The 14,044-nt window shown below is 29.0% G+C and carries 12 protein-coding genes and 2 tRNA genes; 10 read left to right on the forward strand and 4 right to left on the reverse strand.

Annotation, left to right across the window (positions count from 1 at the left end; all coding sequences use genetic code 11):
• The first annotated feature begins 327 nt into the window (after positions 1-327).
• The 10 genes from Q0V24_RS07545 to Q0V24_RS07590 all read left to right on the forward strand — a co-directional run bounded on the left by Q0V24_RS07545 (position 328) and on the right by Q0V24_RS07590 (position 10,071).
• Entirely contained in the window at positions 328-987 is a 660-nt protein-coding gene (locus Q0V24_RS07545; protein WP_297520056.1) for a hypothetical protein, read from the forward strand.
• 176 nt (positions 988-1,163) lie between these two features.
• Positions 1,164-1,239: transfer RNA gene (locus tag Q0V24_RS07550), tRNA-Phe, on the forward strand.
• Between the two features lie 240 nt (positions 1,240-1,479).
• Positions 1,480-1,555, forward strand: a tRNA-Phe gene (locus tag Q0V24_RS07555).
• Between the two features lie 231 nt (positions 1,556-1,786).
• Positions 1,787-2,533 (forward strand): peptidylprolyl isomerase, encoded by a 747-nt coding sequence (locus Q0V24_RS07560; protein ID WP_297520058.1) that lies wholly within the window; start codon positions 1,787-1,789, stop codon positions 2,531-2,533.
• A gap of 277 nt (positions 2,534-2,810) precedes the next feature.
• Complete coding sequence (locus Q0V24_RS07565) at positions 2,811-3,704, forward strand: ABC transporter permease (protein ID WP_297520060.1); 894 nt, start codon at positions 2,811-2,813, stop codon at positions 3,702-3,704.
• Positions 3,705-3,719: 15 nt separating this feature from the next.
• On the forward strand, positions 3,720-4,880 hold the full coding sequence (locus tag Q0V24_RS07570; RefSeq protein WP_297520062.1) for an ABC transporter ATP-binding protein: 1,161 nt from the start codon (positions 3,720-3,722) through the stop codon (positions 4,878-4,880).
• 25 nt (positions 4,881-4,905) lie between these two features.
• On the forward strand, positions 4,906-6,186 hold the full coding sequence (locus tag Q0V24_RS07575) for a glycosyltransferase (protein ID WP_297520064.1): 1,281 nt from the start codon (positions 4,906-4,908) through the stop codon (positions 6,184-6,186).
• Positions 6,187-6,202: 16 nt separating this feature from the next.
• The gene (locus Q0V24_RS07580; protein ID WP_297520066.1) at positions 6,203-7,441 is read left to right on the forward strand and encodes a glycosyltransferase; all 1,239 of its coding nucleotides are present in this window, start codon (positions 6,203-6,205) and stop codon (positions 7,439-7,441) included.
• A gap of 16 nt (positions 7,442-7,457) precedes the next feature.
• Positions 7,458-8,639, forward strand: coding sequence for an ABC transporter ATP-binding protein (locus Q0V24_RS07585; RefSeq protein ID WP_297520068.1), 1,182 nt, complete (start codon positions 7,458-7,460; stop codon positions 8,637-8,639).
• Between the two features lies 1 nt (position 8,640).
• The gene (locus Q0V24_RS07590) at positions 8,641-10,071 is read left to right on the forward strand and encodes a glycosyltransferase (RefSeq protein WP_297520070.1); all 1,431 of its coding nucleotides are present in this window, start codon (positions 8,641-8,643) and stop codon (positions 10,069-10,071) included.
• Positions 10,072-10,115: 44 nt separating this feature from the next.
• Here the strand turns inward: Q0V24_RS07590 and Q0V24_RS07595 are convergent, their stop codons facing one another.
• The 4 genes from Q0V24_RS07595 to Q0V24_RS07610 form a co-directional block, all read right to left on the reverse strand.
• The gene (locus tag Q0V24_RS07595; protein WP_297520072.1) at positions 10,116-10,775 is read right to left on the reverse strand and encodes a hypothetical protein; all 660 of its coding nucleotides are present in this window, start codon (positions 10,773-10,775) and stop codon (positions 10,116-10,118) included.
• 97 nt (positions 10,776-10,872) lie between these two features.
• On the reverse strand, positions 10,873-11,661 hold the full coding sequence (locus Q0V24_RS07600) for a hypothetical protein (protein ID WP_297520074.1): 789 nt from the start codon (positions 11,659-11,661) through the stop codon (positions 10,873-10,875).
• Between the two features lie 2 nt (positions 11,662-11,663).
• Positions 11,664-12,212, reverse strand: coding sequence for a hypothetical protein (locus Q0V24_RS07605; protein ID WP_297520076.1), 549 nt, complete (start codon positions 12,210-12,212; stop codon positions 11,664-11,666).
• 11 nt (positions 12,213-12,223) lie between these two features.
• Positions 12,224-13,981, reverse strand: a complete 1,758-nt coding sequence (locus Q0V24_RS07610) for a hypothetical protein (RefSeq protein ID WP_297520078.1) — start codon at positions 13,979-13,981, stop codon at positions 12,224-12,226.
• Positions 13,982-14,044 lie beyond the last annotated feature (63 nt).

Here is a 14,044-nt window from a genome sequence, read left to right on the forward strand (position 1 = left end):
AGCAGAGGACTGAAAATCCTCGTGTCACTGGTTCGATTCCGGTTCGGGCCACCAGCAAAGAAGTTTGATTTTTATCAAACTTCTTTTTTTTTATACTTTAATATAATATTAAAGTAGAAAAAAAAGAAGGTGGATTTTGATAAATTTTCTTTTTTTTATACCTAAAAGTTAAAAAAAGACAAATAAAGACTATTTAATATATGATATTCTTTTTTTTATCTAAAATTAGCGTATATATGTTTTTGGTAGTAGGATGGTAGTTTTGAAAAATTATGATATTATTAATACTGTTATTACGAGAGAAGAATTACATGTTGGAGGAAACTTATGAAAAAAGGTCGTATAGTTAGTTTAATTATAGTTGTAGCTGTTATTGTTGGGATATCAGTAGTATCAGGATATGAGTATTATAAAAAAACTGATGGAAACAAAATGAATAGTATACAAGCTAGTAAGGTACCGGTAGAAGAAATTACAGTAACGAAAATTCTAAATAGTAAAGAGGTTATTGTTAATGTAACAGGCAATAAAAATATTAATAAGCTTATGATAGCAAAGGTTCTAGAATTAAATGGAATAACAGGTGTTAATGTTGATATTAAAATAAATAGTGAAGCGTATGGTGGAGTTAATGGTAGTGAAGTTTTAAAAGCGTGTGCAAAGAAATTAAATATTAAAGTTACAGCGGAAGATTGCAAACTTGCAAATATTTTAGTTGCAACAAGCACAGGTCTTGATATGCTTGATACTCACGAGAATGTTTATAAAGTGATTAATCTTACAAATGAACATTTTGAAGATCATTATTCAAATCAAGGATTATTTATGGGAGTTCCAGATAGAATACTTAATAAATATAGTCCAAAGATTAAAAATGATGACGGGGCAGATTCATTATATGTACAGATGTGTATATTCTTAAATCAGTATTATACAAATTTAAATAATACAAATAGTACAAGTAGTTCAGATAATACAAATAATTAAAAAATGAAAGCTATACTTTTAGACTAATCATTTAAAGTATAGTTTTTTAGATTTTAAATAGTTAGTCTAAAAGTAGTTGATTTAAAATAAAAAAAGAATTTTAAAAATTTAAAAAAAATGCTTTACAAAATTAGAGAAAGTATGTATACTTATAAAAGTAAGTTCGTCTTACACATGGCCCGATAGCTCAGTCGGTAGAGCAGAGGACTGAAAATCCTCGTGTCACTGGTTCGATTCCGGTTCGGGCCACCACAAAGAAGTTTGATTTTTATCAAACTTCTTTTTTTATACTTTAAAATAGAAAAGATAGGTTGAAATTTAAAGTAAATAAATTAGTTATGATATTTAAATTTTGAGAAAAATGAAGAAAAAGATAGAAAATAATAGATATATATTAGTTAAATTCTTTTAATAGCTATATTTATAAGAAAAGAAACTTTACAAAGTAGTCATATATTTATATAATAAATGAGTAAGTTAGTTCTTACATATGGCCCGATAGCTCAGTCGGTAGAGCAGAGGACTGAAAATCCTCGTGTCACTGGTTCGATTCCGGTTCGGGCCACCAGTAAAGAAGTTTGATTTTTATCAAACTTCTTTTTTTATGCCTAAATATAAATTTATAATTGAAATTATGAGAAATTTTATATATTGTAGATAGTAAGGAAGTTTTATGATGATTCTACGTATAAAGTTTTGTTTTATGCATAAAATTACTTTTATAGAAAACTTTTTTTAAATAATTTAATATGGTATTATATTATTAGTTTAATATAACAGAAAGAAGGAGAATTTTACTATGGAAAATAAAGTTTTAGCAGTAGTTGCTGGAAGAGAAATAACAGAAAATGATATAAACTCAATAATCGCTAAGTATCCTGAGCAGCAAAGAGCAATGTTTGCTAACCCTGATGCAAGAAAAGCTATATTAGAGCAAGCGATAGGATTTGAGCTTATGTTCCACAAAGGACAAGAGCTTAAAATAGATGAAACAGATGTTTATAAAACACAACTTGAAATCTTCAAAAAAGAATTATTAATTCAAAGAACAGTTGAAGATGTATTAGCAAAAGTAGTTCTTACAGATGCAGAAGCAGAAGATTACTACAATAATAATAAAGAAGAATTCCAAGAGCCTGCAAGAGTTGCTGCAAAGCATATCTTAATGGAATCAGAAGATGAAATTAAAGCTGTTAAAGCACAAATAGCTACTGGAGAAGTAACATTTGAAGAAGCTGCAAGAGCTAACTCAACATGTCCTTCAAAAGAGCAAGATGGAAATCTTGGTGAGTTCTCAAGAGGAATGATGGTTCCAGAATTTGAGAATGCTGCTTTCTCATTAGCGGTTGGAGAAGTAAGCGAGCCAGTTCAAACTCAGTTTGGATATCACTTAATCAAAGTTGAGAACAAGATGGAGTCATCAGTTCAAACTTTTGAAGATGTTAAAGAAGCTGTAATGGAAAAATTAATGGTAACAGCACAACAAGATAAATATCTTGGAATATTAACAGAGCTTGAAGCTAAATATGGTGTTGATAGAAAATAATATATTATATATTTAAATATAATATTTAGAAGAAAAAGAGGTGCGAAATATTGCACCTCTTTTTTGCGTTTAAAATAAGAAAATAAATAGACTAGATTTATGACTAGAAAGTCTAAATGTTTAGAGTTTATTAAGGATGCTAATTTTAAAGAATTGAGACCGAGTTTATGTTATAATAACATATGTTAATTTAAAACAAATTAAGTTATTAAAACAGATTAAATGTTAGGTAATGCCTAGGAATATTACTTAGTATTTAACGTTTAAATGATTAGAGGTGAATTTTTTGAGAAAATGGATTGAATTAGAAAAAAGTGTTTTTTCTAATTGGAAAATGATTCTAAACATATCAAAGAAAGAATTCAAGAAAGAATTCGCAGGTTCAAGACTTGGTATTGTTTGGGCTCTTTTAAGACCTATAGCAATGATACTTGTATTCTGGGTAGTATTTGGGATGGTATTCTCAGGTGGTGCACAAGATGGACCACTGCTTCCAAATGGTACATATGAAAAAGTACCTTATTTAGTTTGGCTTGTAGCAGGGTATGTACCATGGATATTTATTTCAGATTACATAGTAGCAGGAGCAAGTTCTATTAGGAATAGTGCTTTCTTAGTTAAAAAAGTTAAGTTTCCAGTACAGATATTACAGAGTATTAGGCTTATGCAAAGTTTTTATACTTTCCTGATATTTCTTGGAATTAACTTTATTATTATGGCGTTTAATGGTTGGCTTGGTAAGATAAACTATTTATTATTGATATATGCAATAATTGTTACAGTTATATTTATGTCAGCACTTGCAAGACTTTTATCAACTTGGGTTGTTATGTCTGTAGATTTTATGCATGCAATAGGAATTTCTATGCAATTTTTATTCTGGCTTAGTCCTGTAATGTGGGCTATGAATCAGATGGTTAAACCAATGATGGCAGGTGATTATGCACAGTATACACACCTTGCAGTAAGTTTGGTTAAGCTAAATCCTTTAACTTATCTAGTTTTAATGTTTAGAGATGCATATCTTGGAACAGACTGGGTTAGTATGGACTTCTTTGGAATGCCAGGATGGACATACACAGTGTATTTCTTTGTTATTACAATTATTTTATTTATAATTGGAACAAGAGTATTTAATAAGTTTAGACCAGAATTTGATGATGTTCTATAAAAGTGAGGTTAAAATATGTCAGTGGTTATAGAGGCCAAAAATCTTACAAAAATGTATAAGATGTATGGCGATCAAAATGAAAAATTATTTTCTTTTAAAAAGAGAAGACATGAAGAGTTTTATGCCTTAAATGGTGTTTCTTTTGAAATAAAGAGTGGAGAGTGTGTTGGGATTATTGGTCATAATGGGGCTGGTAAATCAACACTTCTTAAAATTTTAACAGGAGTTGCTTTTGCAACTACTGGGGAGCTTAATGTTAAAGGTAAAGTTTCATCTTTACTAGAACTTGGTTCTGGATTTAACCCAGAGCTTACAGGGGTAGAAAATATTTATTTTAATGGTACTTTAAATGGTTTAACAACGCAACAAATTGATGCTGTTAAAGATGGTATTATAGAATTTGCTGATATTGGAGATTTTGTATACCAACCAGTTAAGTGTTATTCAAGTGGTATGTTTGCAAGACTTGCATTTGCAGTTGCGATAAACATTGACCCAGATATTCTTATAGTAGATGAAATTTTATCTGTTGGAGATGTAGGTTTCCAAGTTAAGTGTATGGAGAAATTTGAAGAGTTTAAAAATTCAGAAAGAACTATTATCTATGTTTCACATGGACTTGGTACAGTTAAAAAGTTCTGTGATAGAGCTATTTGGCTTCAAAAAGGTGAAGTTATGGATGATGGTAATTCAGTTATTGTTGTTGAAAGGTATTATAATATAAACTTTAATCCTGCAACAATCGAAAACTTAGAGGATGGAGTAAGTGATAAGTTAAAAACTTTAACACTTACAGGTGAAAAAAATGTACTTTCTTATAGAGAAGATTTAAATCTTGAGTTCAATTATGAACTAGTAGAAGAACTCGAAGAGCCAAGAGTTATATTTGAACTTAGAAAAACAGATTATGAACCAGGTACAACAAGAGGTAGTGACCAATTTGTTTGTGCTTTTGATAGTGTGGATAATAGTCTTAATATAAGAGGTATGAAAGGTTCAAATAAATTTAAACTTAATCTTGAGGACATTAGTCTTGTAGCAGGAGTTTACTACCTTGATGTTGTTATAATGAACAAGGCGGAAACTGTATATAGAAAAGTTAATGCTTTTAGCTTTACTATGGAAGATAAATATAGAGGTGAGGGGTTCTTGATTCTAGAGCATTCTTGGAGTTAAGTAATTAGTTAGGAGGATCCTATACGTGGGAGTTGTGTTTGATAATTTTAAAAGAACTATAAAAGAAGAGGGCGTAATCGCTCTTCTTAAAAAAATATGTATGGATATTGGTTATAAGTTTTATTGTTTAAGAACTAGGTCAAGATTTACATACAATAGAAATTATAATAAGTATTATAGAGAATTTACAAGAATACTTAAAGAAGAAAAGTACGAGGCTATAGTTGTTTTTGATTCAAGAGTTGGGTGGAATATTCCACTTTTTCAAAGATCACAACATATGGCAAATGAACTTACAGATAAAGGACTATTATATTTTTACCGTTCATCAGAACAGTTTGATAAGGATATAACTGAGTTCAAAAAACTAAAGGATAGACTACATATAGTTAATATGGCAAACTATGCACTTAATAATGCTATGTTTGATGTTTTAAGAGAACACACAGGACCAAAATTCCTTTCACTATATTCAACAGATGTTTATCTTGATGAGCCTTATATAAAGGATAAATACACAGATGCAGGTTTCCATATTATTTATGAATATATTGATGAGATGTCAGACCAAATTTCAGGCTGGCTTCCAGAATTTGTTTATGCAAGACATCAGCATATTTTAGAAGATACAGAAAACTTTGCAGTTGGTTCAGCAGATAAGCTTATTGAAGAGATAAGAGAAGTTCGTGGTGATGAGAATGTAGCTATGATTACTAATGGAGTTCAGTATAAAGATTGGATTAAACATGAGATTGAAGTTCCAGAAAAGATTAAAAATATAGTTGCAAAAGGTAATCCTATAATGGGATACTTTGGTGCACTTGCAAAGTGGTTTGATTATGAATTATTAAGAGAAGTTGCAGTTCAAAGACCAAATATAGAAATTCTTCTTATTGGATTCTTATATGATGATGAGTTTAAAAAGAGTAAAGTAGAAGAGCTTCCAAACGTTCATTATATTGGAGTTATAGATTATAAAGAGCTTCCAAAGTACGGAAAATTCTTTGATTTATCAATTATTCCATTCCTGCTTAATGATATAACTGAGTCTACAAGTCCGGTTAAATTATTTGAGTATATGGCTATGGCTCATCCTATAGTTACAACTGATATGAGAGAATGTAGAAAATATAAGTCAGTTCTTATAGGAAAAGGTGCTGATGATTTTGTAGCTAAAGTTGATGAAGCACTTAAAATACCAAAAGATAGTGAGTATTATGAGTGGCTTGAAAAAGAAGCTTTAGAAAATACATGGACAGAGAAAGCAGAAGTTCTTTATGAATTAGTAAAGAAAAATATTAAGTAAAAGGTGATTTAATTTTATGAGTATATTAAAATCTATACAAAATTTCTTTAGACCAGTGGCACTTCCTTTATATCACTTAATGAGATCAAGAGGACATGAGAAGCACAAAGATGATTTCTTTAAAGAGATGAAAGAAGTTTTAAATAGCAAAAAATATGATGCAGTAGTTATTTTTGATGTGTACTTTGGGTTTAATGTTAAGATGTTCCAAAGACCACAACATATAGCTTTAAATATGGCTAAGGAGAATATATTATATCTTTACAAAGCATCACCTTATGTAGAGATAGACAAAGAGGTTAAAGTAAGTCAGAAGGTTAAAGATAATTTATACCTTGTGAATACAGATCTTTATTGGTTACAAGAGGGTCTTTTAGATATGATAAAAGAATCTGGAATACCTTGTTTTGGGCAAATATATTCTACAAGTTTTACAGAGTATGATAAGTACATGAAGAAATTTACTGATAGAGGACTTAAAGTTATTTATGAGTATGTTGATGATTTATCAGATGAGATAGCAGGATATAAAATACCTGATTCAGTTAAAAAAGCACATGATGGAATGCTTAAAAATTCTGAGGATGTTTATGTTGTTACAACAGCAACTAAACTTTATGATGAAGTTGTAAGTATAAGAGGAAAGAATAGAGTAGAGCTTGTTACTAATGGTGTTGAGTTTGAACATTTCTCTGATATCAAGTGTAAGGAAGTACCAGAGGAAATTAAAACAATAGTTGAGAGTGATAAAAAAATAATAGGATATTTTGGTGCTCTTGCTAAGTGGTTTGATTATGAGCTTATTACAAAGATGTCAAAGGAGCTTCCAGAGTATGAGATTATGCTTATAGGAATTAACTATGATAAATCTTTAGATAAAAGTGGAATATTAGAACTTTCAAATGTGCATTATTTAGGGACAAGGAATTATACGCAGCTGCCTACATATGCAAAATTCTTTGATGTAGCTACTATACCTTTTGTTATAAATGATATAACAGAGGCAACTAGCCCTGTTAAATTATTTGAGTATATGGCACTAGGTAAGCCAATAGTTACTACTGCACTTCCAGAGTGTAGAAAGTATGAGTCAGCATTAGTTAGTAATTCACATGATGAATTTATAGCTAATATAAAAAAAGCCAGTGAGCTTGAAAATGATGAAAAGTATTTAGAACTTTTAAGAAAAGAAGGACTTGATAATACTTGGAGACAAAAGGCAATAGATATGAAAGAGCTTATTTTAAACTCTTAATTGGAGGTAAGTAGAAATGTCTTATGCAGTTAAAGTAGAACATTTAACTAAAAAATATAAAATATATGGTTCAGGTGCTAGTAAAACATCTATGTTAGTAAATCCTTTTTCAAAGAAGAAACCAGATGAGTTTGTAGCTTTAAATGATGTTTCTTTTGAGATTAATAGAGGTGAGATAGTTGGTATTATAGGTAATAATGGGGCAGGTAAGTCTACATTATTAAAAATATTATCAGGTGTTGCATTTCAAAATGAAGGTGAGGTAGATGTTAAGGGGAGAATATCTTCTTTAATAGAACTTGGTGCAGGATTTAACCCAGAGCTTACTGGGATAAGTAATATATATTTCAATGGAAGTATTATGGGAATGGAGAAGGCAGAAATTGATGCAGTTTTAGATAAGATTATTGATTTTGCTGATATTGGAGATTTTATAAATCAGCCAGTTAAAAACTATTCAAGTGGTATGTATGCAAGACTTGCTTTTGCAGTTGCTATAAATATTAATCCAGATATTCTTATTGTAGATGAAATACTATCTGTTGGGGATGTAGGTTTCCAACAAAAATGTATGGCTAAGTTTGATGAGTTTAAAAAGCAAGGTAGAACTATTATCTATGTTTCTCATGGACTTTCAACAGTTCAAACATATTGCGAGAGGGCTATATGGCTTGAAAAAGGATGTGTGAGGGATATAGGTCCAGCATTTGATATAGTAGAAGACTATTATAGAACTATGATGGATAAAGGTGAAGAGGTAGAAGAAAAGAAGGCTTTTGTTGAACTTTCAAAGATAGAAGTAGCAAATGGAATTGAGGAAGTTTCATATGGTGAAAAAATAGAGTTTAACTTAGAATATGATGTTTTAAGGGATGATATAAAAAGTCCTGGAGTTAGTATAGAACTTAGAAAAGCTTATAGAGAGCCTTGTGAATTTAGACATGTTGACCAATTTATATGCTCAGTTAACAGTAATGTTGATGGAGTTAGTATACCTTGGGAAAAAGGAACTAATAAGATTAAGTTTTCATTTGATGATTTAAGAGTAATAGAGGGACTATACTACCTTGATGTTATTTTTTCAGAGAGTCAGGATTTAGTTTCGCTTAATTCAAATGAAAATGCTATCTCTTTTAAAGTGAATGGTGATAAAAAATCGCAGGGGTTTGTGTTCTTAAAGGATAAATGGGAGGATTAAAATGTTTTTTAATAGTCAAAAAAATAAGATGGAAAAACAACTAGCAGGGGATTTTAAAAATGCAGTTGATAAGGGGTATGAAAACTTAAGTGATGAGGAGAAAATTGCTATAAGTAATCAGCTTCTACAATGTTTTCCACAGGTAACACAGGATCCTCTTTATGGAGATTATAAGGGTGATTTTTCAGAGGGAGTTTTAAGTGGTGAGTTTTATCAAAGATATTTAGATATTATGAAATTACTAGATGGAGCTTTAAATACAGTAATTTATCAAACACAACATGATCAGTTTAGAATGGGAATTGAAAAAATCTTTGATACACAAGATTATGATTCAGTTGTTATATTCCATGCTGGTTTTGGTTGGAATATAGACTTAAAACAAAGACCACAGCATCTTGCAGAGGCTATGGCAGATAAAAAGATACTTTATATTTATAGAGCGAGTATTATTCAAGATGATGATGTATATGCAATTAAAAAGGTTAAGGATAATCTTTATATAGCAAATATTGATATGGCATTACTTAGAGATATATTATTTGAAGTAATGGATGCAAAACAAATCAAGAATAAGTTTGTTCATGTATATGCTACTTGTCTTTATGATGTAACATATAAGGATATAAAGAAATATATGGATAGGGGATTCAAGGTTATATATGACTTTGTTGATGAAATATCAGAAGAGATAAGCGGAGTTGAAGTAACTGAGGAACTTATAGAGGACCATAATAGAATTTTATCTAACACAGAGGATGTTTTAGTAGTTTCAACTGCTGATAAGCTTAAACAACTTGCTGACACGGCTAGAGGGTGTGAAAAATGGAGTGTACTTGCTCAAAATGGTGTAAACCTTAATGACTTTAACAATCTTGGCTCAGAAATCGGTAAAAAGATTAAGAAGATAGTTGAAATGAAAAAGCCTATAATAGGTTACTATGGTGCACTTGCTAGTTGGTTTGATTATAATAAAATGATAAAACTTGCAAAAGAAAGACCAAACTATGAGATTGTTCTTGTAGGAATTGACTATGATAAAACATTAAAGAAAAGTGGACTTCTTGATTTAGAAAATGTTCACTATCTTGGAATTGTTGAATACAAAAATCTTATAAAGCAATATGCTTGTCATTTTGATGTATGTCTTATACCATTTATAAAAAATGAGATAACTGATGCAACTTCACCAGTTAAATTATTTGAATATATGGCACTAGGTAAACCAGTTGTAACAACTGATATAAATGAGTGTAAAAAATATAAGAGCTGTAATATAGCATCAAGTGATGAAGAGTTTGTAGCACAAGTAGATTATGCTCTAACATTACAAGATAATGAAGAGTATAAAAAGCTTCTTAGAAAAGAAGCAGAAGAGAATACTTGGCTTAATAGAGCGCAGGTAATTAAAGATGCAATGATGAATAAATAATAAAAGGCTACACTAGAATTTAATTCTGGTGTAGTTTATTTTATTTATGCACGTGTTAAATAAGCTGTAAGTGCAGCTGTTGATGAGTTAAGAAGTATTAATTCTTCATTAGCAGCATTATAATAAGTTACGGTAAAGTCAAAAAGTCCATCAGAAGTTATTGGACCAGTTATATCAGTAATTAAGTTTATATATGCAACTTTTGTATCATTTATCATAAAGGAATTAGCAAGAGTAACTTCTTCAGAACTTATAGCAGTACCATCGGCAGACATAAGTCTTATGGTTAATTTATGCCCTGTACCAGCTTGGTCAGTACCAATACCAGCAAGCATTTTTGTAGGAGTAGTTGCTGTTGTACCATCGCCTTTTAAAGTTTCATCAATAGAAGCTGTATTTATTATTCCACTAAGAGGTGTTGCTTTAACTAAGGAACCTTGTTTTATATAAATAATATCAGTAGGAAGAAAAGCGGCTGAAAGAGTAATCAATAATTCTCCAGTACTACCATCACCAACTAAAGCATAACTTGAAATCACTAATGGAGCACGTGTTCCAGCAGTTGATTTTTCAATATATAACATATCAGTAAAATCATCATTGGTTAGACCTGTTATAACAATTGGAGCGGTGTTAGTATCATTTAAAAGCAAAAGGTTTATAGTTGTATAGTCACTAGCATAAGAATTAATTTTAATTAACATAAAAAATCTCCTTTAAAGATTATATTTTGAATGTGTTTATTCATTACTATATATTATGTTAACTTTGTATAACTTGTTACGTCTTTAGTAAAGCAGATTAGATACTAAAGCGTTTAGAGTTTAAAATGATGTTAGTTTGAGGTCTATCTGAAACAGTACGTTCCTTAGCTAAAGAAAACACACCTTTACCATTTTTGATTTTTACTTTAAGGAGTAATGATTTAAGTGGGACTACAATATTAGAATCTTTTTCAAGTGATTCTACAATTTCTTCAGATGCTATTACAGAATCAAAAGTTTCATCAGTTACATTTTTAAATTCATTTATTGTAGAACTTTCTGAAACTATTAAATTAACATGAGAACTTTCACCTATATCAAAGCTTTTAATATTAGCATCTATAATGATATTTTGTGTATTTGTAGATTTTAAATTAATAGGTAAGGGGATATTATTTTGTGTATCAATTGAATTTATTTTAAAAAAATCATTTGTATTAGTAATTGGATTAACTGATAAATTAATTACTTTATCAGTTTTATCAGTAGAAGATATTCCAAATGCTATAGATATATTATTATCAGATATTATATCTAAATCATTATTTATAAGGTGTAGAACACCTGAAAAAACAATTTCTTTTTCTTCATTATTATCATTAATCAAATTGATTTTAGCGGTGGTTAAAATAAAATTATCATCAAGGTTAAGGTGGCAATTATTGATGATATTGATTTGGGTTTCAAACTCACCTGAGAGTATAGATAGTGGTGTATCTAGATTTAATGTATCAATCTTAGCATCAATATTTATTAGCTTAGATGTAGTTTGAGATGTTGAGTTAATTTTTTTTAGATTACTATTTTTAAAAGTATAAGTGTTCAATTTCATTCTCCAATCATGATTTCTATTAAATATTCAGCATCAGGTACAGAATTTCCAAGAGAATCAAACAATGTTAGTTCAAATTCTTTTCCATCATTTGTTGATGATAAAAGTTGTATAGTTGAACTAGGGGAAATTCCATTACAAATTGTTATGGGGTAAGGTGGACTTGATAAGGGCGTATTATCAAGAGTTAAAAATGAAAAGTTATAGTTATAACTTTTAAGTTCACTAGGGAGATTTAAGGATAAAGCACTCATATTATTATTAAACTCAAGTAAATTTATTTCATAATAAATATATATAATTCCAGAAAAATGAGTAGTAGAGTCTATAAAAAAATAGAGTGAAGTAGTTAAGGGGAGAGGGGATAAGATAGTTAATGAATAATCTTGATTAGAATTTTCTAATGAAAAATTACTTTGTGGTATTTTTAAGTTATCTATATAAATAGAAAAATCGCTTTTATTCAAAGTAAGATTTTCAGATAGAGAGAATGTGATGAAGTTTGCATCAACTAGTAAGTTTTTAATTTCTATTGTTTTTTTCATTAGAAACCTCCTTATAAAATAATTGTATTTTCAAATTCACAAGTATCAAAGTTAAAAGAATAAGCATCATCAAGTGAGATATATAAAGTTTCACCTTTTAGATTTATAAAATTTATAGTTGCAGTATCAAATATTTTCTTGGTATCTGTATTTTTTATATATAAAGAATCTTGAAATATTGTCTTTTTTCCTAGCGAACCGTAATTAAAAGTTTGATATACCTTGTTAACTAGTAAAGTTGTGGGGAGAACTACTGTTTGTCCAAGTAGTGTCCATGAATTACCTTGATTTGTAGGGTCACAAATTATAGATTCTGAATCACTTGCTATAAGTGTTAGTGGGATTTCTATGCTAGTTATAGGAAGTGTATAGTTATGACTTTTAATTTTATGAAGTGGAATAACTTCAATATATTCAATAGTATCATGGATACTTGATAGAAAATTATCCATTTCAGCTACACATCTTTTTTCTGTTAGACTTACTTTTACATTGTAGGTATCATCAAATTCTGATGCTGAAATTATATTTAAAGGTGTATGAAGAAGTATAAGAACTAAATCATTTATATAAAAAGTAAGCAAAGTATCTTCAATAGAGCTTAAATATTCACTATGATTCAATATAGTAGGTAGAAAAAGTCCTTTTTTTAAGTCTTTCCATAGTGATAATTTACCAAATGTATCAAAGTTATCTTCAAGTAAATAATTGCTGAATTCAATATCTAAAATAGCTATATTAAATTTGTTTGTGCTTGTAGTATCAAGTATTCCACTGATACCATAGAGTGTATTAGAAGTAAGTTTAGTAGTCATTTGAATTGCTTTTAAATTCTTATCAAGAGTATAAGGCTTTTTAGGATTCTTATAGGTAATACTTACAGGGGTAGAGTAGCAGTCAAAATCATATAAATCATAAATAAAAAAATATATTATGTTACCTTTTATATATCTTTCACGCCCTTTAGCATTATATCTTTTGCCTTTTATAGAAAAATAAAAATCATTAGAATCATATCTTTTAATTTCATTACTAAAATCTAGTGCAATTCCTAAAATATCATCTACATATGAAAAAATACTAAGACTTATTGGTGTTGTAGGAAGAAAGTTTTCTATATTTAAGCATTCATCTGTACTTATAGTAATTCCAAGAGCATCAGTAGACTTACAAGTTTGAGTAGTACAAAGATATAAGCTTTCAGAAGCTTTTCTTATGATATCAGATTTAAATTTAAAGATATAAGTATCGGAAGTTTCTTCTTTAATTTCATAAGGTGAGTATGAAGTATTTTCATTTTTGATATAAAAATCACTTGGTATTAGTTTATGATACTTGATTAAGTTATTATTTTTTAGAGTTAGGTTTTTAGATTCATATAATGAAGCTGTACAAAACTCTAAGGAGGTTGAACTATTATGAGTAGTTATTAAAGTAGAACATGAAAAATCATGAATAATATCAGCTACATCAGTTATAAAATAAATATTTTCTTTATCTATATATCCACATTGTATAGTAGCATCTAAAAGTGAGATATTAATATTTTTATATTTGAAAGAAACAAAATCATCACCAAATGAATATATTTCACATGTTAAATTAGAAAGACATACAGTTGAGCAATTATTAGTAATTATAAGACCACTAAGTAAGTAGTTTTTTGTATTTAAAATGCTATGGGGTCCTGTTAAGGTCATAGGCCTATTAAATTTGATATAAATATATTTACTAGTAGTATAGCAAAATTCCACAAAGTGATTCTTCAAAATAAGTAGACCTCCTAAAGTATTCATTATATATAATATTAAGATATAGGTTAATATGTTATA

Source organism: uncultured Clostridium sp., assembly GCF_947039605.1.
GTDB lineage: Bacteria > Bacillota > Clostridia > Clostridiales > Clostridiaceae > Sarcina.

What these genes read in the sequence shown, in the direction of transcription:
- Q0V24_RS07545 (WP_297520056.1), top strand. Translation starts at nt 328, where the DNA reads ATGAAAAAAGGTCGTATAGTTAGTTTAATTATAGTTGTAGCTGTTATT.
- Q0V24_RS07560 (WP_297520058.1), top strand. Translation starts at nt 1,787, where the DNA reads ATGGAAAATAAAGTTTTAGCAGTAGTTGCTGGAAGAGAAATAACAGAA.
- Q0V24_RS07570 (WP_297520062.1), top strand. Translation starts at nt 3,720, where the DNA reads ATGTCAGTGGTTATAGAGGCCAAAAATCTTACAAAAATGTATAAGATG.
- Q0V24_RS07580 (WP_297520066.1), top strand. Translation starts at nt 6,203, where the DNA reads ATGAGTATATTAAAATCTATACAAAATTTCTTTAGACCAGTGGCACTT.
- Q0V24_RS07585 (WP_297520068.1), top strand. Translation starts at nt 7,458, where the DNA reads ATGTCTTATGCAGTTAAAGTAGAACATTTAACTAAAAAATATAAAATA.
- Q0V24_RS07590 (WP_297520070.1), top strand. Translation starts at nt 8,641, where the DNA reads ATGTTTTTTAATAGTCAAAAAAATAAGATGGAAAAACAACTAGCAGGG.
- Q0V24_RS07595 (WP_297520072.1), bottom strand. Translation starts at nt 10,775, where the DNA reads ATGTTAATTAAAATTAATTCTTATGCTAGTGACTATACAACTATAAAC.
- Q0V24_RS07605 (WP_297520076.1), bottom strand. Translation starts at nt 12,212, where the DNA reads ATGAAAAAAACAATAGAAATTAAAAACTTACTAGTTGATGCAAACTTC.